This is a genomic window from Paraburkholderia sp. NMBU_R16, assembly GCF_013282575.1.
Taxonomy (GTDB): domain Bacteria; phylum Pseudomonadota; class Gammaproteobacteria; order Burkholderiales; family Burkholderiaceae; genus Trinickia.
The window spans coordinates 26,034-47,335 of sequence record NZ_JAAAYE010000002.1 but is presented as its reverse complement, the minus strand read 5'-3'; the positions used below and the strand labels follow the sequence as shown (position 1 = coordinate 47,335).

Sequence of the window (21,302 nt, the reverse complement as noted above, 5' to 3'; positions counted from 1 at the left end):
CAAACGCGGACGAGCGGTACAGGACCGGGCGAGCGGCCCGGCTACCGCCAGGCCTCGGTCACGATCCGCTTGAGGATATGCAGTTTGCGATGCAAGAAATGTTCGGCGCCCGGAACGACCACCACGGGCAGCTCCTGCGGCCGTGCCCATTCGAAAACGGAACCGATCGGCACGGTCTCGTCCAACTCGCTATGGATGACGAGCGTGTTTTCCGGCACGGGTGCAACGTCCCAGCGGCTCGCGGCCGTGCCGACGAACACGATTCGCTCGATGGCGACGCCGGCATCGCGCAGCCGCGCCGCCACATGCGAGAGCACGACCGTGCCGAACGAGAATCCGGCCAGCACGAGCGGCAGCGTGCCGTGCTCGGGGTCGGGGTCGGCGCGCATATGCTCGATGACCGCCATCAAGTCGTCGCGCTCGCCGACGCCGTTATCGTGCTCCCCCTGAGTGGCACCCACGCCGCGAAAGTTCGACCGGTAGACGACATAGCCCAGTTGCACCAGCGTGCGCGCGAGCGTCACGGCAACCTTGTTGTCCATCGTGCCGCCGAACAGCGGATGCGGATGCGCAACGAGCGCCATGCCGCGCGGCGCATCGGCGGGCATATCGACGGCGACTTCGATCTTGCCGACGGGCCCGTCGATCAGAAATTTCTTCGTTTGGGCATTCATGGTGCGCGTGGTTCCGTCAATCGATCTTGAGCCGCTCGACAATCGTGCCGTGTTGGAGGTGCGATTCGACGATCTCATCGATATCCGATTCGTCGACATACGTGTACCAGGTGCCTTCGGGATACACGACGACAGTCGGCCCCAGTTCGCAGCGGTCGAGACATCCGGCTTTGTTGATCCGGACATTGCCGGGGCCGGCGAGCCCCAGTTCTTTCACGCGTTTTTTCGCATAGGCCTGCATCGCCTCGGAGTTGCAGTTCGCGCAGCTTGGGCGATCGGCGCCGGGCTCGCGCCGGTTGACGCAGAAAAATACGTGGTACTTGAAAAAGGAATCCATGATTTCCAGAAAATGAAGCGGCGCCAGACGGTGGCCGCCGCGGCATCGGCCCACGAGGCCCGGCCGATTATAGCCAGTAAGCGGCCTTGTCCGCTCGGGCAGGGCGTGCGCACGGTCAGCACTGATGCCGACGCTCAGCCGGCCTGTCCCGCGTACGACGGGCCGGTCCGGAATCAGCCTTCGGAGATCGCCGACGTCTCGAAGCCGGCGTCGATGCGCTTCGATGAACGGGCTCGTCGGTAGTGGGTCGGCGTGACCGCGGTCTGCGCGCTGAACGCACGGCTGAAATGGCTCTGATCAGCGTAACCGCACCGGATCGCGATCTCGGAAAGAGGCAGCGTGGTGTTGGTCAGCAAATCCTTCGCCCGGTCGACTCGTTTCCGTGCCAACCATTGATGCGGAGCATGTCCCGTCGACCGCTTGAACGAACGTGAAAAATGACTACGCGAAAGACCGCAATAATTGGCCAGTTCGAGCAATGAGACCTGACCATCGAGGCGCTCCATCAGATAGTCGGTGGCCCGCCGCATCTGCCACGGAGCGAGACCACCGTTCACTCTGGCGATCCGAAACCGCATTTTCCCGTACGTGACGGCAATATGCAGATTCAGCGCATATGAGACGTGCTCGACAAACAATTGGCTCGCCCGTTCCTGGTGCTCGAGCGCCGGCAGCAAGCTTGTCCCCAAGGAAAAAATCACCGGATCGAGGGTGTTCTCGTGCGGAGGGCAAACAAGATCCTCGATCCGCTGAGTGCCCGCTTCCCATGCGATTTCGTCGAATGCTGCGCGTGCGATATGAATGTGCAGGCAATCGAATGTCGCCCTCATGTTGGCCCGCCACAACTGATCGAGGTTGTATATCGCGACTTCCCCGGCTCGATGATCCACCACCGGTCGAGGCTTGCCGTCGCACCACAGGTCCCAACTGGGCATCGCTTGCAGCATCAGATAAACGGCGAATGCGTCCTCGAGCGGATAGTCCGGAGTGAGACCGTGGTTGGCTACCTCGCATCGTTCCCTGTTGAGGAACATCGTCGACTTCTGCAACGTCGTCACGAACAGCGTCGGCGTGTCTCGCACGCCGATGTAAGAGGTATGTAATCTTTCGCGCGGGTCCATTTCGTCGATGACAGTAGTTTGCGAAAGTTGCGCCTTCGTAACAACGAGCCGGCAGCACCGTCGTGCGGTGCCCCTGGATACGACAATGCGAATTGCATAGTGCGAGCCAGTCTACAGCCATTAAATAAAAAATAAGAGCACGCAGAGTCAAGCACGGCACGCCGATTCAAGCCGGCCGGGCACGTTCTACGGATCATGGAATGCGTCCCGCCCCCCCTTGACGCAGCGTTCTTGCCGGAAAACCACCATGAACCGTGCCCTTGCCCGCTTCTTGACCGCTTGCTCGCTGCTGGCGAGCCTATGCGCCTCTGCGCAAACTTCCCAACCCAATGGCTGGCGCGCCCCAGAGGCAATCGTTGCGCCGTCGCATTTCTCAGGTGTGCATGGCTTGGCAATCGACGAGCATGGCCGCCTGCTTGCGTGCACGATCATCGGCAATTCGATCTGGCAAGTCGACCGCACCACCGGTGAGGCAAAGGTGTTCATCGGTAGTCCCGATGGGCAGGCCGACGACGTGGCCATCGGCCCGCAAGGCCAGATGGCATGGACCAGCTATCTGATGGGTGTCGTGCACTATCGCGCGGGTCCGCGCGCGCCGATACAGGTGGTGGCCAGCAACTTGCCGGGCATCAATTCAGTCGCTTTCGACCCGAAGACGGGCAAGCTCTATGTCAGCCAGGTCTTCGCCGGCGACGCGCTCTGGGAAATCGACGTGACGGGCACCCATGCGCCTCGGCTCATCGCGAAGGATCTCGGCGGCTTGGACGGCTTTCAGGTCGGTGCCGACGGCATGATCTACGGCCCGCTGTGGTTCAAGCACAGCGTCGTGAGAATCGACCCGGCGAACGGCGCGCTCAGCGTGATCAACGCCGAATTCAACGCGCCCAGCGCCGTCAAACTCGATGCCGCGGACAACCTCTGGGTCGTCGACGCCGCAACCGGGGAACTGAGCAAGGTCGATCCGGTAACCGGCCGCAAGACGGTGTTCAAGACGCTGAAGCCCTCGCTGGATAACCTCGTGCTTGCATCCGACGGCACGATCTACGTCTCCAACTTCGCTGACAACTCGATCACGGCTGTCGATATGGCGAGCGGTTCGTCGAGGCTGCTGACCGGCGGGGTAGTTGCGGTGCCCGCCGGCATCAAGCTGTCGGGCGGGAACATGTGGCTTGCCGATATTTTCAGCTACCGCAAGGTCGATTTGGCAAGCGGCGGCGTGACAGACGTGATGCGCATGTGGGCCGCCGGCTCTACGTTGCAATATCCGTTCGCCCTCGGCCTCTCCGATAATCTGGTCGTTTTGGCCTCGTGGATCACCGGTACCGTACAGGTGCTCGATCGCGCGAGCAACACGACGCTCGCCACGACGACCGGCTGGCAGACGCCCTACGCTGCGCTGCCGCTCGCGGATGGCAGCGTGCTCGTCGCCGAGTTCGCCACCGGCAATATCACGCAGGCGAGCGGTGCGGGGTTCGCCACGCGCAAAATCGTGGCCACGGGGCTGGCGGGGCCGGCGCAAATGACGCTCGGCCGCGATGGCGCACTTTACGTCACCGAATCCGCCGCAGGCGACCTTGCGAGGATCGATCTGACGACGGGCAACAAGCGTGTGGTGGCCACCCAGCTCGCGCTGCCTGAAGGCGTCGCTCAAACGCCCTGGGGCACCTTCGTCGTTGCCGAAGCGGGCGCGGGCCGCCTGACCGAAATCAACCCCACCACGCAAAAGCGTCGCATCGTGGCCGATCAGCTGCCCATCGGCCTGCCCGGTGCTCCGGGCATGCCGCCCCCGTATGTGGCGACAGGCGTCGATGTCGGTACCGACGGCACGGTTTACTTCAGTGCGAATCGCAACAACGCGATCTACCGCGTGCGGCCATGGTGAGCGTCCGCGCGAAACTGTCCGGTCGGACCGACCCATCGAAACGAAATCCGTTATTCATCGCGGACCCTGGCGGATGAAGCTTGCAGACGATCATCGCATCGACGTGGCGGCGTTCGGCGAACGACAACTCGATGATGTCCGGTTGTCGAATGTGCCCGCGCCGGACGACGCGATTTACGGCACCTCCAGGCTGTTGTCGGCTCTCACACGTTGCCCCGACGGCGCCGCGCGCGAACGGCAGGTTCGCGCCGCGATTCAAGACGCAGGGTTCCAATGGCTGTGCTATTGGCGCATACATCGCATGGGCGGGAGCGTTCGACATGCCGCATGGTTCGACACGTATTCGCCCCCGGGCTGGCGTGCGTGTTTCGAGCGAAGCGGGTTTCTCAGCGGCGATCCTCGCATCGACCGGGCGAGCCGGTGCGACTGGCCATTTGCTTGGGACCTCGCTTCGCTCTGCGCGGACCGGCATGGCCGTCATGCCGATCCCGCCATCCGGCATTTCAGCGAGAAGGCGGCGCGGGCCGGCGTGCGCAGCGGCGTGACCATCGGGCTTCCTGCCGGCAGAAGGTTCCAGCGGGCGATCGTCACGTTATCGAGCGCGCGAGCCGATCGGCGCTGGATCACCGATAGAGTGATCGGCGAAGCCCATGCGCTCGCCCTTGCCCTGCATGAGTTCGTCGAACCGCGGCTACGGCATCTGATTTCAGATCCCGAAGCCGGCGTGTTGAGTCACGCGCAGCAGGCTGTGCTGCGCTTCGTCTCACAGGGAGTCAGCAATCGGGAAATTGCCGAGCGCTTATCGCTATCGACTCACGTCGTGGCGTACCACTTGGAGCAGTTGGAACGCAGATACGCCGCCCGGAATCGGGTCCAGCTTGCGTATATGGCGAGCCGGATTCTGCATGAGTAAAGCACGAGTCCTCACGGGCATCGCGAACGGCTGCATGGCGCATGGCCGGTAACCTACTCTGCGCTTCAGCAATCGGGAGGGCGGTAATGTCATACGAAGCACTCGATGACGAGCGGGCGAGTGCGATGTTGCTAAGCGAGTTCGACGCCTGTACCGGGTTCCAGGCGCCCGTTAGGGCCTTGCAGGCACCATGCTCCGCGCCCCAGATCCATTATGTGGATGAATCCGAGGTCGAGCCGATGCTGCGCAGCGATGAGCTCGGCAGCGAGACGCGCCTCGCCGCTGAACTTGGCGCGGCGGCCGACCTCGACGAACTGACGCGTCTGGTCGGCAGTGTCGTCCACGTACTGGGTTTCCGTCGTCTCGCTTATCTGACAGTGAAGACGGACGTACACGGCAGAATCGATCGCATCTATCTGCTACGCAACGCTTTCGCGCCGAGCCTCATGCAACGCATGGTGCGTACGGGCATGCTCGAACGCAACGCGCGTCTGCGCACCGTGCTGACCAGTCAGCTGCCGCAGCCATGGGAGCTGAAGACGTCGATGCGCACATCCGGTGCGAGGGAGTTCGCTGACGAGGACCGTCAGTTCCTCCATGAAATGCGCGAGAACGGTTTTCTAAGCGGTCTGGCCTTTGGCTTGCCGATTTCCAACACGTCGATGCGTTCGATCGTCATTCTTGCGTCGTCGCGCGAGAGCGTAGCCGACTGGCTCACCGAGGATGTCATCGTTCAATGCCTGACGTTCGGTTCGTCGCTGCATCAGCGTTGCGCGGCTTACTTGCGCGCGGCCCAACGGCAGGAGGCGTTCGGTTTGCTCTCGCCGCTGCACCGGCAAATCGTGGATTTGCTCGTGCTCGGACTGACGGACAAGGAGATTGCCGCCAGGCTCGATATGAGCGCGCACACCGTCGACTATCACTTGCGCCACATCAAGCAGCGATATGGCGCACGCGATCGCAGCCACCTGGCATTCATCGCGGGTAGCCGCGATTCGAGGTGAGGAAGTCGCGTCCCGTTGGGCCGCGGCCAGGTCACTGAGCTTGCGCGGCTAGCGGGGCCTGCATGCCGAGCCACGCGATCAACTGCGCGATCAGTTCGTCGCTCGCGGCGGACAGCGCACCGACCCCGCCCGCCGCGCTCGACGTCCTCGCCGGCGCGCGGGCGGTGAACGTGCGTTGCGCGAGGACCTTGCCACCGCGGGCCAGCGTCGCGCGCGCGGTGACGGCGCCATGGCTCTGGTCTTCGCTATCGAAATCCTGCTCGAACTGATCGAGCTCGACGGTGAGAAGCGGCGCACTCGCCGTTTCGTCGCCCGAGAGCACGGCCCCTTGCGCGGCGAGCGCGCTGCGCAAGCGTTGCGTGAGCAACTGCGGAGGCGCCATCGTCCAGTGGCTGTGCGCATATGACGAGGTCTGGCGCGGATCGACGTAGTTCATCCGGTAGAGGATCGCGTCGCTATCGAGCGCACGCGGCGAGCGCACTTCGAACATTCTCACCGCGGGCAACGGGACCACCGACGGAGGCGTCTTGGGCGCGGGCCCGAGGTCGTAGCGGATATCCGATACGGCTGCCGGCGTACCCAGCGTGCATGCCGCAAGCAGCATCGCCCCCAACGCCGCAAGCGTTGCCGACGCATAGTGCGCGCGCATGAAGATGCGCCCTGCGCGGGTATCCAAAATCGATTCCATCGAACGTGTGATACGTGACATAGATCGCTTCCTTTGCTTCCCTTCTTTCTCGAACGCGGATGCTCAGCGCGAGGCGGCAGCCGCCTTTGGCCATGCGAAGCCGCGCTCACCCGGTCCTGGCGTAGCGGCACCGACGCCGAACAGCACACTGCGCGGGCTCGTGCCGAACACCGTCGCCGCATGGTCGATCGAGCGCGCGGCGCCGCCGACGTCGGCCGCGAGTGCGTTCACGCGCGGCAATGTGTCGTACTCGATGCGCGCCGACATGGCTTCGATCGACGCGTCCATCTGCGCAACGGCCGCGCCCGCACGATCGGCCGCCGCCCCCATTTTGTCGAGATTCGCGTAGAGCGGTCCGCGCGGCGCACTGAGCGTGCTCATCAACGTCTCGGCCGATGCCAGCGTGCGCCTCGTCTGCGCAAGGGTGTCCGGTAATTGCTTCGCCGCGGGCGCGGCTTGCGAAGCGAGCACCGTCAAAGCGTCCGCTGCGTGCTGCACGCTCGCGGCGGTTGCCATCAATTGGGCCTGCATCTCGGGAGAAAGCATGGCGTCGACGCGCGTCGCGACGCTTTCGAGCTCGCCCAGCAATGCATCGCCGCGCCGTTGCAATTGATCGAGCAAGCCGGGCCGCAATTGCAACTGCGCGACATGCTTCGACGAAGACGGCAGTGGTGCCGGGTCGCCCCCGGTGTCGTCCAGCTGAACGAACGCGAGCCCCGTCACGCCTTGCAAGGCGAGGCTGCCGAATGTCGAGCGCGTCATGGGCGTGCTCTTGTCCACGAGAATCCGGATCACGATCTGCCCGGGATGGGCGGGGTCGAAACGGATCCACTGCACTTTGCCCACATCGAGGCCGCGATAGCGGACCGCGGCATCGGTCGTGAGTCCCGTCACGCTCGTACGCGATACGAGATCGTAGGGGATGCGCACCGCGCGATCGAAGTTGAACCAGAAAACCGCGAGCACGATGGTCACGGTCAGTCCGATCGCGAAAACCCCGGTCCAGAACGCATGCGACTTGTTTTCCATTCGCGTATTCCTTGAAGCTCAAAGTCGCGAGGCGCCGCGCCGGCGCCTCACAGGGGCACTTCGGCCGACGCGGCCTCGAGTGCGGCCGGCGGCAGCTTGGCCCGGCGCTCGGGCGGCAGCGCCTGCAGCGCGCGCCGCCCGCGGCGGCCGAGGAAGAACTCGCGGATGAATGGATGATCGACGCCCGCCGCCTCTTCGATGGGCGCCGCCACGAGGACCTTGCGATCGGCGAGGACGGCCACACGCGTCGAGATCGCGGCCATGGTGTCGAGATCGTGCGTCACCATGACGACAGTGAGGCCGAGCGCGCGATGCAAGGTCGCGATCAGCTCGACGAACTCTTCGGACGACTGGGGATCGAGGCCCGCTGTCGGTTCGTCGAGAAACAGCAGCTCCGGCTCGAGTGCGAGCGCGCGCGCAATGCCCACGCGCTTGATCATTCCGCCCGAGAGCGCGGCCGGCATTTTCGAGGCGTGCTTGCAAGGCAGTCCCACCATCTCCAGCTTGAGCATCACGAAGTCGTGCAACAGCGTGCGCGGCACCCGGCCGAGTTCGCGCAGCGGCTGAGCGACGTTGTCGAATACTGACAGCGACGAAAAGAGCGCGCCCTGCTGAAAAAGCATCCCGAGGCGGCTGCGCATGAGCTTCGCCGTTTTCGCATCGACCTTCGTCGTGTCTTCGCCGAAAAGCAGGATGGAGCCCGAGCTTGGCGCTTCAAGCCCGAGGATCTGCCGCACGAGTGTCGTCTTGCCGGAGCCCGAGCCCCCGACGATCGAGACGATTTCGCCACGCCGCACCGCGAAATCGAGGTGCTCGTGCACGATGTTGCTGCCGTAGCGCTTCGTGATATCGCGCACGTCGATGACCGTCTCGGCAATGGCCGGCGGCGGACGGTCGCGTACGGCGGCGGAAAGCGGCGCGGTCATGGGCGCTTTAGATCCCTACGTTCTGAAACATGATGGCGAAGATGGCATCGGCCAGAATCACGACCGTGATCGACGACACGACGGATGACGTCGTGCCGGTGCCGAGGCTCTGCGAATTCGGCTGAATGCGAAATCCGAAATGGCACGCGACGAGCGCAATCAGGATACCGAACGCCACGCCCTTGCCGAGACCGATGTAAAGATTGACGATCGGCACGACCTTCGGCAAGGCGCGCACGAAATAGCTGATATCGATGCCGAGCACGAATTGCGCCGAAAGCGCGCCGCCCGCCAGCGCGACCACGTCCGTCCACATCACGAGCAGCGGCATGGCCACGCCGAGCGCCACGACGCGCGGCAAAATCAGCCGCAGCCCATGCGGGATGCCCATGACGCGCATGGCGTCGAGCTCCTCCGTCACGCGCATGACGCCGATTTGCGCCGTGATCGCCGACCCCGATCGGCCCGCGACGAGGATCGCCGCGAGCACCGGCCCGAGCTCGCGAATCACCGCCAGCCCGAGAATGTTGACGATGAACTGATTGGCGCCAAAAAGCCGAAGCTGCTGCGCCGAGAGATAGCTGAGCACGATGCCGATCAGGAACGCCACGAGTGCGGTGATCGGCAGCGCGCGTGTGCCCGCGTGATAGATATTGGCCGAGATCTCGGTCCACGGGGCGCTCGACGGATGGCGCACGATCGAGAGCAGATCGAGTATCACGCGCCCGAACATCGTCACGCCGCCCTGGACGTGCCCTGCGAACGTGAAAATCGCTTCGCCGAGCGCCGTGACCGGACCGATGCGCTCCACGCGCTCGGGCTCCTCGCGCTGTTTCTCGAGCAACGCGATGCGCGCGAAAATGTCGCGCTGCGTCTCGGTCAGCGTGAGCCGCTCCGGCATCTTGCGCCCCCAAACGCTCCAGAGCGCCTGCGCACCGACGTGGTCCATCCGTGCGATCTCCGATAAGTCCCACTGCGCCGTCGTGTTCCCCATCAGGCCGACGAGGCGTGTGGTCGCACCGGCGCGGGCCCGGTCGCGCGCGAGCGCCAGCGCGGTCCATTGGCCCGACAGACGCACGAGCGGACCGGCGCTGCCGGCCATGACCTGCAACCCGGGCGGAGTATCGAAGTCCAAGGACGACAGGCTCCTTTCGCGATGGTGAGCGGCCATTGTAGCCAGCCACAGGGGCAAGCGCACCGTTCGCGTCGCGCGACTCCGCGCTCCATACGATGCCGCTCGATGCCGCCCGATGCCATTAGCCGCGTCGAGCGAATGACAGGCCCTACAATACGCGTCATGACCGATACCCATTTCGACGCGTCGTCCCCGACGCCCTCAGGCGAGTCCCGCCCAAATGAATCGCGCATCGATCGCGAGCGCGCCGTGGCGCTCAGCCCCGCCGTGTCCTCGCCGATGCTCGAGATCGTCGACGAAACAGCCTCGACGAATACGGACCTGATGCAGCGCATGAAGGCGATGCCGCGCGAGCGGGCCGTGGCCGGCGTGCACGTGGTGCGCGCAGCCTACCGGCAAACGGCCGGGCGCGGGCGACAAGGTCGTAGCTGGCAGGCGCAGCCGGGCCATGCGCTGATGTTCTCCGTGGGCTGCATCGTGCCGCGGCCTCTCTCCGGGCTCGCGGGCTTGAGTCTGGCCGTTGGCGCCGCGCTCGTCGAACGACTGCGCGCGCTGCCCGGGCTGGCGGCCGGCGACGCGGCGCGCATCGGCCTCAAATGGCCGAACGACGTGCTGCTCGACGGCGGCAAGCTCGCGGGCATCCTCGTCGAAACGGCCTGGAGCACGTCCTCGGCAACCGCCGCCGTGATCGGCGTGGGCATCAACGTTCGCAGCGACCCCGCGCTCGATGCCGAGCTCGCCGCAGCGGCAGCCGCCTTGCCCGAGCAGGCTCGGCCGACGCCCCCGGCGGCGCTCTCACAGATTCTGCCGGACGCGGACCTCACGCTGACACTTGCCGCCGCCCTCGCGGGGCTGTCCGCGATGGTCGACACGTTTTCCAGCCAGGGTTTCGCGGGCTTTCGCGCGCGCTGGAGCGCCTGCCACGCCTATGCGGGGCGCGAGGTCGTGCTGCTCGAAAACGGCGAACCGTTCGCGCGCGGCAGGGCACTTGGCGTGGACGACGCCGGCCAGTTGCTGCTCGAAACGGCCGACGGCATCCGGGCCATCGCGACCGGCGACGTCTCGCTGCGCCTGGCACCATCGACACCATGACAAGCGCGCCGTTTCTGCTGGTCGACGCCGGCAACAGCCGCATCAAATGGGCGTTGGCCACGGCTGATGGGACGATGTTGGAAACGGGGGTATTCGGGCACGCGAGCGCTGCGCAGGCGCAATCGGATCAGCCTGTTCCTGCTGAACCGGCGTGGCAGTCGTCGTCGCCGCGTCCTTCGGCGGCATGGATATCGAACGTGGCGGGCGCCGCCGCCGGGGAACGTCTGGACGCGCTGATCGACGCCGCTTGGCCGGGCCTGCCGCGTACGACGATCCGCGCATCGGCGCATCAGTGCGGCGTCACGAATGGCTATCGGGAGCCGGCGCGGCTGGGCAGCGACCGCTGGGCGGCGATGATCGGCGCGCGCGCGGCCTTTCCCGGCGAAGACCTGTTGATCGCGACGCTCGGGACTGCGACGACGCTCGAGGCGCTGCGCGCGGACGGCATGTTCACGGGAGGCCTCATTGCCCCGGGTTGGTCGTTGATGATGCGCTCGCTGGGCGAACACACGGCGCAACTACCGATACTCGCGGCCCACTCCGTAGAGGAGCCGTCCAGCGCGGCTCACGCTCGCGAGTGGTTCGCGACTGACACGCCGCAGGCCATTTCGGCGGGCTCGCTGCTGGCCCAGACGGCACTCATCGAGCGAGCCTGGCACGAACTGGCGCGCGCCTGGAACGCGCCGGTGCGGCTCGTGCTCGGCGGAGGAGCAGCCGATACGGTCGCGCGCGCGCTGAACGTGCCGTGCACGCGCCACGATTCGCTGGTGCTGTCGGGGCTGGCGCTCATTGCGGCCGAGGGTTCCGCATAGGAGAAAAACGGGAGAAAGCCGAGCGCGCCATGCGGCGCGCGGTGCGGGCGCGCTGGGCGCCTGCGGCTTTTGCGATCGTTCGAGTTTGACTACGAGGGAGACAGGCAATGTTGCGCTGGCTGATCGTCATTCTTTTACTAGCCAATGTGCTCGCCTTTGGCTTCGCGAGCGGCATGCTCGGCCGCCTGCCGGCATCCGGGCCGCTCGAGCCCGGCCACCTGAACCGGCAGGTTCACCCGGAATGGCTGCAAGCGCATCCGATCACGGCTGCCGACGCCGGTGAGCAAGCCGTTGTCGGAACCCCGGCACCGGCGCCGCTGGTTGCGGCGACGCCGCTCGGGCGATGACGCATGTGATTTGTTTGTAGTCGTTTGCTACGGTTGGCAGCGCAGCACAAGCCAAACGTACTGCAAACGACTGGTGGACTACGCGCCGGATTGCGCGCGGACCCTTGTCAACAGCGCTGTGGTCGAGCGGTCGTGCTCGAACGGGATCGCCAGCGCACGTCCTCCCCAGCCGCGCACGAGCGCCGATTCGGGTAGCGTGTCCATGTCGTAATCGCCGCCCTTCACCAGGATGTCCGGATGGAGCGCCGCGATCAGATCGATCGGCGTTTTTTCCTCGAAGGCGACGACCCAGTCCACGCTTTCGAGCGCGGCCAGCAAAGCCATGCGGTCGGCTTCACGATTGATCGGACGATCGTCGCCCTTGCCGAGCATGCGGACCGAGGCATCGCTGTTCACGCCGACAACGAGGCACGCGCCAAGCGCCTTGGCCTGCGCGAGGTAGGTCACATGGCCGCGATGAAGAATGTCGAAGACGCCGTTCGTGAACACCACGGGCGCCGCCAGCGTCGCGCGGCGCGCAGCCAGTGCTTCACGCGTGACGATCTTGCGCTCGAAGGAAACGCTCATCAGGCCGGTTGCTGCTCGGCCGAGCCTTGTTGCGACTGCAAACGCGCCGCGACTTCCTTGCGATAGCGATTGAGTTCCTGCGCCGTCGTGAACGTGCGTTCGAACAGGATCGACAGATTGTGCAGGATGCGCTCGACGACCTTCTTCTCCCAGCCGTCGTCGAAACGGATCTGCTCGTCGAGCCAGCGCTCGAGCCATTCGGGATCGGGAAGACGCGATTGGATCGTGTCGCGCGGAAACAGGTCGCGATTGACGTGCAGGTTGGTCGGGTGGAGCGGCTTTTCGGTGCGGCGGGCCGACGCCATCAGCACGCCGATCTTGGCGAACGCGGCACGTGCCACGTCGCCGCAATTGGTGAGCGCCTTTTTCATATACCGCAAGTACGCACCGCCATGACGCGCCTCGTCACGCGAGATCGTCTCGTAGATGTGCTTGATGACGGGCTCGGTATGCCACTCGGCCGCGCGGCGATACCAGTGGTTGAGGCGAATCTCTCCGCAAAAGTGCAGCATCAGCGTTTCGAGCGGCGGCGCGGGATCGAATTGGAAGCGCACGGCATGCAGCTCTTCCTCGCTCGGTACGAGTTCGGGGCGGAAACGGCGCAGATATTCCATCAGGACGAGCGAATGCTTTTGCTCCTCGAAGAACCACACGCTCATGAAAGCCGAAAAATCGCTGTCGTGATGATTGTCGCGCAGGAACATCTCGGTAGCGGGCAGTGCGGACCACTCGGTGATCGCGTTCATCTTGATCGTGGCAGCCTGCTCGTCGGTCAGCAACGAGGCATCGAACGTGTCCCAGGGGATGTCCTTTTCCATGTCCCATCGAACCGATTCGAGCGATTTATAAAGTTCCGGATAAAGCATGGTGTTCATCGTCCCACCCCTCGTCTGCCCATTGCGACTCGTCAGTCGTTCACTCAACTATTGCTGCAAATGCACCAATGAGCACATCGAAGCAGCCAAATTCACTATTTTACGCGGTAATGTTGGCCGATCGTTGATCGAGCTCAAGTCACGAGCCCACGGCATCGGCCCGGCAGTCCTCCCGCGAGGACGGCCTATCGACGCTCGTCGATGTCGGCCGCCGGATGTCGAGCGGGGCATCGCCCTGGCGCCGAGCCTTTCCTTTCGTGTACCCGGCGGACGGCGGCTCAACGGACTGCCGCGATCATGGTTTTCGGTATCGCCCACAAGATCGAAAGCTTTGGAATGATAGCATGGCGCCGCCCGCCAGCGGGGCATTTGGAGCCCCCCGAGGGCGACCCAGCGTCCGGGCAAACCGTCGCATCCGCTCGATGCGCATAGCGCTCAACGCGCCGCGCTGCCGCTTTCGTGCATCGGCGCGTTCGCAGGCGGCGGGCTCGCGCGCACGCCGCGGTGGTTCGCGGCCGCAATCCAGGCGCGCAGCTGCTCGCTGTGGGCCAGGGTGTCGCGGTAGCCGAGCTCGAGCAGCTCGCTCGCGAATTCGGCCTCGAAAAGCAGGTAGCTCGCGAACGACGCGCCGGCAGCGCGATTGCCCCCCACGGCACCGAGCAGCCCGCGCACGGTCAGCGGCAGCCGCTTCAGATGCCGTGCGGCGAGCAACTCGATGCGCTCGGACGGCGCAATGGCCAGCACCTCGATATGGCGCCATCCGCTGGCAGGCTCGATCTGATGCGGCAGGTGAAGAATCATCCGGTTGATGTGCTCGATACGCTCGATATCGGCGCCGATCGAATCGAGAAACACGCTGGCCAGTACCTGCTGACCGATCTGCGCCAGCGTCGGATAGCCGGAAGCCGCACCGGGTGCGACCGGCACTTCGGGCCGCGGCGCGGCGGCCCCGAGCACGACGATGCGCTCGGCTCCGAAATGGATGGCGGGGCTGAGCGGTGCGATCTGGCGAATCGATCCGTCGCCGAAATACTCAGTGCGCCCATCGAGCGGCAGCGGGACGGCCGGAAAAAGGAACGGGATCGCCGAAGACGCGAGCAGATGCTCGGGGCCGAGTTTCACCATGGCCGCCGAGCGCTGCGCGCGTCGCCACTGCTGGATCGGCTCGGCGGCCTGGTAAAAAGTCAGATGCCGGCCGCTCGAATAACTGAGCGCGGAGATCGACAGCGCATGCAGCGCGCGCGATTCGAGCGCGGCGCCAATGCGCGAGAAGTCCAGTCCTTGGGTCAAAAGTTCGGCTAGCGGGCTGTTGTCGAAGAGCCCCCGCGGCGCTTGATGAACCGCCCAACCGATGCTCATCGCCGCGAGCCAGCGCGCGCCGGCCGCCGCGACGCCACGCCAGTCCGTCCGATAGACCTGCCGGGCGCTGATATGGGACCAGAAATCGACGAGCCGCTCGACGCCTTCGGCAAAATCGTCGGCATGACTCGCGATGGAAGCCGCATTGATAGCGCCGGCCGAGGTGCCGCAAACGACTGGAAACGCGATCGTGCGCCGATCGGGATCGACCTCGCGGGTGATCTCGGCCAACGCCTTCAGCGCGCCCGCCTGATAGGCGGCTCGCGCGCCACCTCCCATCAAAACGAGCGCGAGCCGCACGGCGCCTCCTTGCCGAGCGCCCCATGCACACCCATCGATGCGTCCCGTCTGCCTGCTATTGCCACGTCAACCGCCTTCGCGCCATTCGGCCCGCCGTTGCGTCTCTCATTAGCGGGTTTATCGGCTTGTTCTCTCACTTCTTTACCGGCGCTTTCATGCAAGCCCGCAAGTCGTGCGCCCCGTACGCCACGCGCGCTTCGTACGGTCGCGTGAGCGCCTACTTTTCGTTCGACGAAGCCGGGGCGCCGCCGGCCGGTTTGCGCGTCGAGCTCCGCTTGGGCGAACTCTTCGCGCCCGTCTTCGCCGAGCTGCCCGTCGCCGTTTTGCGCGCGCCGGCCGCCGCGTCGTCCGGGCCGTCGGGCTTCGCCTCGGGCGCGGCGCCGGGCTGCGAGACCGCGAACGATGCGAGTTGGTTGAACTGAGACTGCAGCACGTTCCACCAGGCCGTCGGGTCGAACGCGCCGGCATCGCGCGCTGCCTCGTCCTCCTTCGCACCCGCGCTTTCCTCGCGTGGCGCGCTGTCGGTGCCCGAGGGCTTTGCCGACGCCGCCGATGCGGCCGATGCCTCGCCGGCCGCCGGCTGCGTCATCGACGCCTGCGCAAACGCGCCGAACGCGCGCAACGTGGCGAGCGTGGCGCGCTGCACCTCGAGCCCCTGAATCGCGGACTGCAGCATATTCAGATTGAGCTTGAGCCACTGTTCGACGGCACGCAGATCGGTGATGCGTTTATCGAGTTCTTCGACGTTCGTGAGCGGCGTCATCATGTCGGACATCGCCGAGAGCGGCGAAGGAAAGCCCTGCGCGGTCCCTGGCTGCGTGCCGGGAAACGCCGAGCCGAACGGGGTGAGGCGCATCATGCTCCACATCTTGTCGAGCATCTCGGCGGGCGGAAAACCCGGGAACCCGGGAAACGGCTGGTCGCCTTGGTTATCGGTCATTTGCGTCTAGCCTCTCAAGGTCTATCGGTTATCGGGGACGCGCCCCGCGCGCCGCCACCAGTGTAGGCTGCTTGTCTGCCGCATGCATCGGGCGAAACCCGGCGCGGCAAACGCGACGGCAGCTAGGGCCTGTCAAGCCGCGGCAGCGGCATCGAGCGGCGCGACGGATTGCTCGATCGCGCCGAAGATCGAGCGACCCGGCTCGTCGAACATTTCGATTCTGACCGTGTCGCCATATCGCATGAACTCGGTGACAGGCGCGCCGTCGGCAATCGTCTCGAGGCAGCGTTTCTCGGCGATACAGCAATAACCGCGCTGGGCATCCTTGTTCGATACCGTGCCCGAACCCACGATCGCGCCCGCTCGCAGGTTACGCGTTTTCGTGGCATGCGCAATCAACTGCCCGAAGTGAAAAACCATGTCGGTGCCCGCGTCGGGCTGTCCTACCTTCTTGCCGTTCCAATGCACGATCATCGGCAGATGCAGCCGTCCCTCGCGCCAATGTTCGCCAAGCTCGTCGGGCGTCACGGCCACGGGCGAAAACGCAGTGGCAGGCTTGCTTTGAAAGAAGCCGAATCCTTTCGCAAGCTCGGCCGGAATCAGATTGCGCAGCGACACATCGTTCGCGAGCATCACGAGTCGCACCGCCCGCAACGCGGCGTCGGGGGCGGTACCCATGGGCACATCGCCGGTGACGACGGCCACCTCGGCCTCGAAGTCGATACCGAACGACTCCGATGGGCACACGATGTCATCGCAAGGCCCCAGCAAATCGTCGCTGCCACCTTGATACATCAGCGGGTCGGTCCAGAACTCGGGCGGCATCTCGGCACCGCGCGCGCGGCGCACGAGTTCCACGTGATTCACGTAGGCCGAAGCGTCGGCCCATTGATAGGCGCGCGGCAGCGGTGCCATGCAGTCTTTGGGCTCGAACGCGAAAGTATTGCGCGCACGGCCCTGATTGAGGGCGTCGTAACGCTCGGCAAGCTGGGGCGCGTAAAACGGCCAGTCGTCGAGCGCGCGCTGCAGCGTGGGCGCAATGGCGTCGGCAATCGAGGCCGTGCGCAAATCGCGCGAGACGACGATCAATTGACCGTCGCGCGAACCGTCCTTGAGCGTGGCAAGTTTCATGAGTGGATGGAAATCGTTGTAGTGACGATGGAGGAAATCTATTTTACGATGGTGAATCCGCAACGGCGCCTTATCGTCCAGCATCCCTGTCTTCCCGATCGCTCCGATCATGCGCCGCACACGTTTCAGGCCATATGTCCGCTTCCCCGATCATCCCCGAAGATCCCACTGCGCGCACGGCCGCGTCCGGCGGTCAGCGCGGCCCGGGCGATCTGCCCGACGATACGCGCGAGACCGAAGAGAAGGCGCGTGCGGGAATTCAATCGATCGAAGTTGGCTTCCGGCTGCTCGACGTGCTGACGCAGGAGCCCCGCGCGATGATGCTGCGCGATCTTGCGAGCCGCGCGGGAATGAGCCCGGCGAAAGCACATCGCTATCTGGTCAGCTTCGTGCGGCTCGGCGTCGTCACACAGGATCCGCTTAACGGACGCTACGAACTCGGCGGCTTCGCACTGCAAATGGGGCTCGCGAGGCTTGCCCGCATCGACGGCGTGAAGCTGGCTCGCATCGCGCTGGCAGAGCTTCATGAAGCGCTCGACGCGACGCTCGGCATCGCCGTCTGGGGTAATCTGGGACCGACGGTCGTGCACTGGATCGAATCGAGCCGGCCCGCCAAGGCCGCGCTGAAGCTCGGCGATGTCATGCCGCTGATCGGCTCGGCCACGGGCCTGCTTTTCGCTGCATATTTGCCGCGCGGAAAGACGGAGCGGCTCATCGACCGCGAATTATCCATTGCGCGGCGCTCACCCCACGGTTCGGGGCCGCGCACGCGCGAGGAGCTCGAGCGCTTGCTGGCCGATGTCAGAGCGCATGGCGGCGCGCGCGTCGAGGGATTGCTGCTGCCGACGATCGACGCGTTTTGCATGCCCGTCTTCGATTCGACGGGCGGGCTCGCTCTCGGGCTCATTGCGCTCGGTCACGAAGGCACTTTCGACATTTCGTGGCAGGGCCAGATCTCGTCCGCGCTGCGAAGCTGTGCACACCGCCTCTCGTATGAGCTCGGATACAGCGCCGAGCCCCGTTAGTCGCAGCGGTCACCGGCTGCGGCGGGCAGCCCCGACGCCGGAACACGGTGCGGCGCATGCCGGTCGAACGAGACCTCGCCATGCGGCGAAGCGGCGTGTTGCACGCCGAAGCCTGCATCCCGCCGCTCTTCGTTTCATCTGACTTTTGCGTTGGATCGCCATGCCACTCAGTTACGCCGCCGATTCGCCCCAAGCGCTGCCGGGCGCCGCGACGCTGCCGTCGCGGCCATGGCGCTGGGGCCTCGTTGCGACCGGCGTCGTGCTGGCGCACGCCATTGCCGCGATTTGGGTCGTCCGCCATCGCGATGCGTTTGCGCCCGATATCGCGAAGCCGCCCGTCGAGGTCGCGCTCCTTACGCCCGAGCGCATCGCGCGCGAGCCGGCTCCCACCGCTACGCGCACTCCGGCGGCGCCACGCGCAGCGCGTGTTCGGCGCGAAAAAGCTCCGCAGCACGTGCTGCAGTCCATCGCGCAGGACGCACCGCGAGCCGCCGCCCCGAGTCCGAGCGCGGACGCCGCTACCTCGGCGAGCACGACATGGGGCAATGCATCGGCAGCGACTGCGGCCGGCGGCGCGTCGGCCGAAGGCTCGGGCACGGCACACGAGAAAGCAGTCGGAGTGAAATTTTCGGTGCCGCCGTCGGGCAACCTGAACTACGACACGTTTTACAACGGCGTGCAAAACGCGCCTGGCACGATTCATTGGACTAGCGATGCCACCGGCTATCGGATAGTGGTCTCCGTGCCGCTGCCGTTCGTCGGCACGTTCAGTTATGCCAGCGAGGGGCGCATCGACGCCTTCGGCCTCGCGCCGGAGCGCTATGTCGAGCGTCGCGGCCGACGCCCGGAGCAAGTGACCACGTTCGATCGCACGAGCCGCCGCATCGCTTTCACGCGCACGAGCGCAACGCTGGCGTTGCCCGACGGGGCGCAAGACCGCTTCAGCATGGTGATGCAGCTCGCGAGCCTCGTGCGCGGCGATCCGGACGCATACAGACCGGGCGTGACGCGCAATTTCTATGTAGCCGACGACGACAGCGGCGAAATCTGGCCGATCGAGACGGTCGGCGACGAGACGGTGCGTACCGCCGCCGGTTACATCGGCGCGCGGCATTTCGCGCGGGCGCCTCGGCACGCCGGCGATTTGCGCCGTATCGATGTCTGGCTCGCGCCTGCGCTCGGGTGGTTACCGGCAAGAATTACCCAGAGTGAACCGAACGGTACGCAGATCGAACTCGTCTGGCGGGGCCCCCTCGCTGCGCCGGGCGCGGAAAATGCATCGACGCAGATGACGACGGGCGAGCGCCCCGACGTTGTGCCGGTACCAGTTCCGACACGCGAAGAACCCTAAACCGGCGGCCTGAGCAGCCGTGGAGGGACGCATCCGAGTAATGTGCTCGTGCCCACGGTGCACGCCTCGAATGTACCTTCGCCGCTCGAACGTTTTGTATGACCGGGGTCTAACTTTCAGGTCTGCGACGCTTTGTTTCGAATTCGATGTATGTTTCTTGCACGGTTTAAGCGCCGTTTAAGACCCACCCCTTGAAATTCCATACACAACGCTCCAATTACAGGGCGGAAAACGGCCAGGAGCCAAACGGAATAAGGAGTGTCGCCATGCAAATGATCTACAACAGCCCTAATTATTGTGTCGTCGAGTTCGCGCCGCAGGCCGGCCACCTCGCGATGAATGCGGGCGGCTATGAAATCGTAGACAAGAACACGCAGCGCGAGATCTTCATCGACGGCGCGATGGCGGCACGTTTTCGCGAACACGTCCGCAAGCTGATCGAAGAGGAGCCCACCCTCGATGAAGTGGACGAGTTCCTCGGTCAGTTCGACAGCCTGATGAACCAACCCGTCGTGCTGCACTGACGTACGAGCGGAGCCGCGCACGGGCAGCGCCTCTCCTCCCGTAATCGACTGGAAACCCCCGTCCGGCATTCGCCGGCGGGGGTTTCGTCTTTATCGATTGCCACGGACCCGCACCGGCGGTGCCGGCGATGTCGAGCCGCAACCGCTACAATATCGGGCTCCCAACGTGCTCGGGCTCACGCCCCTTTAGCCATGACCTCGCAAGCCGCCCCATCCGTCGACACCGCCGCGGCCGGCGCAACGACCTATACGCGTGCCCACGCGCTGCCGGCACTGCTCGCATCGCGCATCCTCATTCTCGATGGGGCCATGGGTACGATGATCCAGCGGTACAAGCTCGACGAAGCGCGTTACCGCGGCGAGCGTTTCAAGGATTTTCAGCGTGACGTGAAGGGCAACAACGAGCTGCTTTCGATCACGCAGCCGCAGATCATCAGCGAAATCCACGAGCAGTATCTGGCGGCCGGGGCCGATATCGTCGAAACGAACACGTTCGGTGCCACAGCCATCGCGCAGGCCGACTACGGCATGGAAGCGCTCGCCCGCGAGATGAATCTGGCGTCGGCGCAACTCGCGCGAGCGGCCTGCGACAAGTACTCGACGCCCGACAAACCGCGCTTCGTAGCCGGCGCGATCGGGCCGACGCCGAAGACGGCGAGCATCTCTCCCGACGTCAACGACCCGGCAGCGCGCAACGTCACGTTCGACGAACTGCGCGCCGCCTACTACGAGCAGGCGCAAGCGCTGCTCGAGGGCGGCGTCGATCTTTTTCTCGTCGAAACGATCTTCGATACACTGAACGCGAAAGCCGCGCTCTTCGCGCTCGACGAACTGTTCGAAAACACCGGCGAGCGCTTGCCGATCATGATCTCGGGCACGGTCACCGATGCCTCGGGCCGCATTCTGTCGGGCCAGACGGTCGAAGCGTTCTGGAATTCGCTACGGCACGCGAGGCCACTGACGTTCGGTTTGAATTGCGCGCTCGGCGCCGCCTTGATGCGGCCTTACATCGCCGAGCTCGCGAAGCTCTGCGACGTCTACGTCTCGTGCTATCCGAACGCCGGACTCCCGAATCCCATGAGCGATACGGGCTTCGACGAGACACCGGCCGATACCTCAGGACTACTGAAGGAATTCGCCGAAGCCGGACTCGTCAATATCGCGGGCGGCTGCTGCGGAACGACACCCGAGCATATCGCGGCGATCGCCAAGGCCCTTGCCGGCGTCAGACCACGAACCTGGGCCCACTATCGGGAGAAGGCCGAATGAG

The 21,302-nt window shown here is 65.0% G+C and carries 22 protein-coding genes; 10 read left to right on the top strand and 12 right to left on the bottom strand.

Annotated elements, in window-relative coordinates; translation table 11 throughout:
- Positions 1 to 41: 41 nt before the first annotated feature.
- The 3 genes from GWC77_RS01110 to GWC77_RS01100 form a co-directional block, all read right to left on the bottom strand.
- The gene (locus GWC77_RS01110; protein ID WP_173255014.1) at positions 42 to 674 is read right to left on the bottom strand and encodes an alpha/beta hydrolase; all 633 of its coding nucleotides are present in this window, start codon (positions 672 to 674) and stop codon (positions 42 to 44) included.
- Positions 675 to 690: 16 nt separating this feature from the next.
- A complete protein-coding gene (locus GWC77_RS01105; protein WP_173255013.1) occupies positions 691 to 1,011 on the bottom strand; it encodes a ferredoxin in 321 nt (106 codons plus the stop codon).
- A 173-nt stretch (positions 1,012 to 1,184) separates the two neighbouring features.
- Positions 1,185 to 2,132, bottom strand: coding sequence for an AraC family transcriptional regulator (locus tag GWC77_RS01100; protein WP_173255012.1), 948 nt, complete (start codon positions 2,130 to 2,132; stop codon positions 1,185 to 1,187).
- A gap of 247 nt (positions 2,133 to 2,379) precedes the next feature.
- On the opposite strand from GWC77_RS01100, the gene GWC77_RS01095 reads away from it, so the two are divergent.
- From GWC77_RS01095 to GWC77_RS01085, 3 genes are all read left to right on the top strand, one after another.
- Complete coding sequence (locus GWC77_RS01095) at positions 2,380 to 4,014, top strand: SMP-30/gluconolactonase/LRE family protein (protein ID WP_173255011.1); 1,635 nt, start codon at positions 2,380 to 2,382, stop codon at positions 4,012 to 4,014.
- 73 nt (positions 4,015 to 4,087) lie between these two features.
- The gene (locus GWC77_RS01090; protein WP_173255010.1) at positions 4,088 to 4,927 is read left to right on the top strand and encodes a LuxR family transcriptional regulator; all 840 of its coding nucleotides are present in this window, start codon (positions 4,088 to 4,090) and stop codon (positions 4,925 to 4,927) included.
- Positions 4,928 to 5,013: 86 nt separating this feature from the next.
- Positions 5,014 to 5,931 carry an autoinducer binding domain-containing protein gene (locus GWC77_RS01085; RefSeq protein ID WP_173255009.1) on the top strand — a complete coding sequence of 306 codons (918 nt, stop codon included), beginning with the start codon at positions 5,014 to 5,016 and terminating at the stop codon, positions 5,929 to 5,931.
- A gap of 31 nt (positions 5,932 to 5,962) precedes the next feature.
- On the opposite strand, the gene GWC77_RS01080 is transcribed toward GWC77_RS01085, so the two are convergent.
- Genes GWC77_RS01080 through GWC77_RS01065 form a run of 4 tightly spaced genes read right to left on the bottom strand, consistent with a single transcriptional unit; the run spans position 5,963 to position 9,709 of the window.
- Positions 5,963 to 6,631, bottom strand: a complete 669-nt coding sequence (locus GWC77_RS01080) for an ABC-type transport auxiliary lipoprotein family protein (RefSeq protein WP_367948982.1) — start codon at positions 6,629 to 6,631, stop codon at positions 5,963 to 5,965.
- Between the two features lie 51 nt (positions 6,632 to 6,682).
- A complete protein-coding gene (locus tag GWC77_RS01075; protein WP_173255008.1) occupies positions 6,683 to 7,648 on the bottom strand; it encodes an MlaD family protein in 966 nt (321 codons plus the stop codon).
- A 47-nt stretch (positions 7,649 to 7,695) separates the two neighbouring features.
- Positions 7,696 to 8,574: an ABC transporter ATP-binding protein gene (locus GWC77_RS01070; RefSeq protein ID WP_173255007.1), complete on the bottom strand. Its 879-nt coding sequence runs from the start codon at positions 8,572 to 8,574 to the stop codon at positions 7,696 to 7,698.
- Between the two features lie 7 nt (positions 8,575 to 8,581).
- On the bottom strand, positions 8,582 to 9,709 hold the full coding sequence (locus GWC77_RS01065) for an ABC transporter permease (RefSeq protein WP_173255006.1): 1,128 nt from the start codon (positions 9,707 to 9,709) through the stop codon (positions 8,582 to 8,584).
- A 162-nt stretch (positions 9,710 to 9,871) separates the two neighbouring features.
- Between GWC77_RS01065 and GWC77_RS01060 the strand changes: the two genes are divergently transcribed.
- The 3 genes from GWC77_RS01060 (at position 9,872) to GWC77_RS01050 (ending at position 11,960) form a co-directional block, all read left to right on the top strand.
- On the top strand, positions 9,872 to 10,801 hold the full coding sequence (locus tag GWC77_RS01060) for a biotin--[acetyl-CoA-carboxylase] ligase (protein WP_173255005.1): 930 nt from the start codon (positions 9,872 to 9,874) through the stop codon (positions 10,799 to 10,801).
- Positions 10,798 to 11,613 carry a type III pantothenate kinase gene (locus tag GWC77_RS01055; protein ID WP_173255004.1) on the top strand — a complete coding sequence of 272 codons (816 nt, stop codon included), beginning with the start codon at positions 10,798 to 10,800 and terminating at the stop codon, positions 11,611 to 11,613. Before GWC77_RS01060 ends, GWC77_RS01055 begins: the two co-directional genes overlap by 4 nt.
- Before the next feature lie 107 nt (positions 11,614 to 11,720).
- Positions 11,721 to 11,960 (top strand): hypothetical protein, encoded by a 240-nt coding sequence (locus GWC77_RS01050; protein ID WP_173255003.1) that lies wholly within the window; start codon positions 11,721 to 11,723, stop codon positions 11,958 to 11,960.
- Between the two features lie 78 nt (positions 11,961 to 12,038).
- Here the strand turns inward: GWC77_RS01050 and rfaE2 are convergent, their stop codons facing one another.
- The 5 genes from rfaE2 to GWC77_RS01025 all read right to left on the bottom strand — a co-directional run bounded on the left by rfaE2 (position 12,039) and on the right by GWC77_RS01025 (position 17,132).
- Positions 12,039 to 12,527, bottom strand: coding sequence for a D-glycero-beta-D-manno-heptose 1-phosphate adenylyltransferase (gene rfaE2 / locus GWC77_RS01045; protein ID WP_173255002.1), 489 nt, complete (start codon positions 12,525 to 12,527; stop codon positions 12,039 to 12,041).
- Positions 12,527 to 13,393 (bottom strand): ferritin-like domain-containing protein, encoded by an 867-nt coding sequence (locus GWC77_RS01040; RefSeq protein ID WP_173255144.1) that lies wholly within the window; start codon positions 13,391 to 13,393, stop codon positions 12,527 to 12,529. Before GWC77_RS01040 ends, rfaE2 begins: the two co-directional genes overlap by 1 nt.
- A gap of 444 nt (positions 13,394 to 13,837) precedes the next feature.
- Positions 13,838 to 15,061 carry a patatin-like phospholipase family protein gene (locus tag GWC77_RS01035; protein ID WP_173255001.1) on the bottom strand — a complete coding sequence of 408 codons (1,224 nt, stop codon included), beginning with the start codon at positions 15,059 to 15,061 and terminating at the stop codon, positions 13,838 to 13,840.
- 217 nt (positions 15,062 to 15,278) lie between these two features.
- The gene (locus tag GWC77_RS01030; RefSeq protein WP_173255000.1) at positions 15,279 to 16,001 is read right to left on the bottom strand and encodes a PhaM family polyhydroxyalkanoate granule multifunctional regulatory protein; all 723 of its coding nucleotides are present in this window, start codon (positions 15,999 to 16,001) and stop codon (positions 15,279 to 15,281) included.
- 132 nt (positions 16,002 to 16,133) lie between these two features.
- Positions 16,134 to 17,132, bottom strand: a complete 999-nt coding sequence (locus GWC77_RS01025; protein ID WP_173254999.1) for a fumarylacetoacetate hydrolase family protein — start codon at positions 17,130 to 17,132, stop codon at positions 16,134 to 16,136.
- Positions 17,133 to 17,266: 134 nt separating this feature from the next.
- Here GWC77_RS01025 and GWC77_RS01020 point away from each other — a divergent pair, with 134 nt between their 5' ends.
- The 4 genes from GWC77_RS01020 to GWC77_RS01005 all read left to right on the top strand — a co-directional run bounded on the left by GWC77_RS01020 (position 17,267) and on the right by GWC77_RS01005 (position 21,301).
- Entirely contained in the window at positions 17,267 to 18,157 is an 891-nt protein-coding gene (locus GWC77_RS01020) for an IclR family transcriptional regulator (protein ID WP_173254998.1), read from the top strand.
- Positions 18,158 to 18,317: 160 nt separating this feature from the next.
- Complete coding sequence (locus GWC77_RS01015; RefSeq protein WP_173254997.1) at positions 18,318 to 19,508, top strand: DUF3108 domain-containing protein; 1,191 nt, start codon at positions 18,318 to 18,320, stop codon at positions 19,506 to 19,508.
- Positions 19,509 to 19,774: 266 nt separating this feature from the next.
- On the top strand, positions 19,775 to 20,032 hold the full coding sequence (locus GWC77_RS01010; protein ID WP_018441084.1) for a DUF3567 domain-containing protein: 258 nt from the start codon (positions 19,775 to 19,777) through the stop codon (positions 20,030 to 20,032).
- Between the two features lie 192 nt (positions 20,033 to 20,224).
- Positions 20,225 to 21,301, top strand: coding sequence for a homocysteine S-methyltransferase family protein (locus GWC77_RS01005; RefSeq protein ID WP_173254996.1), 1,077 nt, complete (start codon positions 20,225 to 20,227; stop codon positions 21,299 to 21,301).
- Position 21,302: the final 1 nt, after the last annotated feature.

What these genes read in the sequence shown, in the direction of transcription:
- GWC77_RS01030 (WP_173255000.1), bottom strand. Translation starts at nt 16,001, where the DNA reads ATGACCGATAACCAAGGCGACCAGCCGTTTCCCGGGTTCCCGGGTTTT.
- rfaE2 (WP_173255002.1), bottom strand. Translation starts at nt 12,527, where the DNA reads ATGAGCGTTTCCTTCGAGCGCAAGATCGTCACGCGTGAAGCACTGGCT.
- GWC77_RS01020 (WP_173254998.1), top strand. Translation starts at nt 17,267, where the DNA reads ATGTCCGCTTCCCCGATCATCCCCGAAGATCCCACTGCGCGCACGGCC.
- GWC77_RS01060 (WP_173255005.1), top strand. Translation starts at nt 9,872, where the DNA reads ATGACCGATACCCATTTCGACGCGTCGTCCCCGACGCCCTCAGGCGAG.
- GWC77_RS01010 (WP_018441084.1), top strand. Translation starts at nt 19,775, where the DNA reads ATGCAAATGATCTACAACAGCCCTAATTATTGTGTCGTCGAGTTCGCG.
- GWC77_RS01025 (WP_173254999.1), bottom strand. Translation starts at nt 17,132, where the DNA reads ATGAAACTTGCCACGCTCAAGGACGGTTCGCGCGACGGTCAATTGATC.
- GWC77_RS01040 (WP_173255144.1), bottom strand. Translation starts at nt 13,393, where the DNA reads ATGCTTTATCCGGAACTTTATAAATCGCTCGAATCGGTTCGATGGGAC.
- GWC77_RS01070 (WP_173255007.1), bottom strand. Translation starts at nt 8,574, where the DNA reads ATGACCGCGCCGCTTTCCGCCGCCGTACGCGACCGTCCGCCGCCGGCC.
- GWC77_RS01015 (WP_173254997.1), top strand. Translation starts at nt 18,318, where the DNA reads ATGCCACTCAGTTACGCCGCCGATTCGCCCCAAGCGCTGCCGGGCGCC.
- GWC77_RS01075 (WP_173255008.1), bottom strand. Translation starts at nt 7,648, where the DNA reads ATGGAAAACAAGTCGCATGCGTTCTGGACCGGGGTTTTCGCGATCGGA.
- GWC77_RS01100 (WP_173255012.1), bottom strand. Translation starts at nt 2,132, where the DNA reads ATGGACCCGCGCGAAAGATTACATACCTCTTACATCGGCGTGCGAGAC.
- GWC77_RS01090 (WP_173255010.1), top strand. Translation starts at nt 4,088, where the DNA reads ATGAAGCTTGCAGACGATCATCGCATCGACGTGGCGGCGTTCGGCGAA.
- GWC77_RS01095 (WP_173255011.1), top strand. Translation starts at nt 2,380, where the DNA reads ATGAACCGTGCCCTTGCCCGCTTCTTGACCGCTTGCTCGCTGCTGGCG.
- GWC77_RS01110 (WP_173255014.1), bottom strand. Translation starts at nt 674, where the DNA reads ATGAATGCCCAAACGAAGAAATTTCTGATCGACGGGCCCGTCGGCAAG.
- GWC77_RS01085 (WP_173255009.1), top strand. Translation starts at nt 5,014, where the DNA reads ATGTCATACGAAGCACTCGATGACGAGCGGGCGAGTGCGATGTTGCTA.
- GWC77_RS01105 (WP_173255013.1), bottom strand. Translation starts at nt 1,011, where the DNA reads ATGGATTCCTTTTTCAAGTACCACGTATTTTTCTGCGTCAACCGGCGC.
- GWC77_RS01005 (WP_173254996.1), top strand. Translation starts at nt 20,225, where the DNA reads ATGACCTCGCAAGCCGCCCCATCCGTCGACACCGCCGCGGCCGGCGCA.
- GWC77_RS01055 (WP_173255004.1), top strand. Translation starts at nt 10,798, where the DNA reads ATGACAAGCGCGCCGTTTCTGCTGGTCGACGCCGGCAACAGCCGCATC.
- GWC77_RS01050 (WP_173255003.1), top strand. Translation starts at nt 11,721, where the DNA reads ATGTTGCGCTGGCTGATCGTCATTCTTTTACTAGCCAATGTGCTCGCC.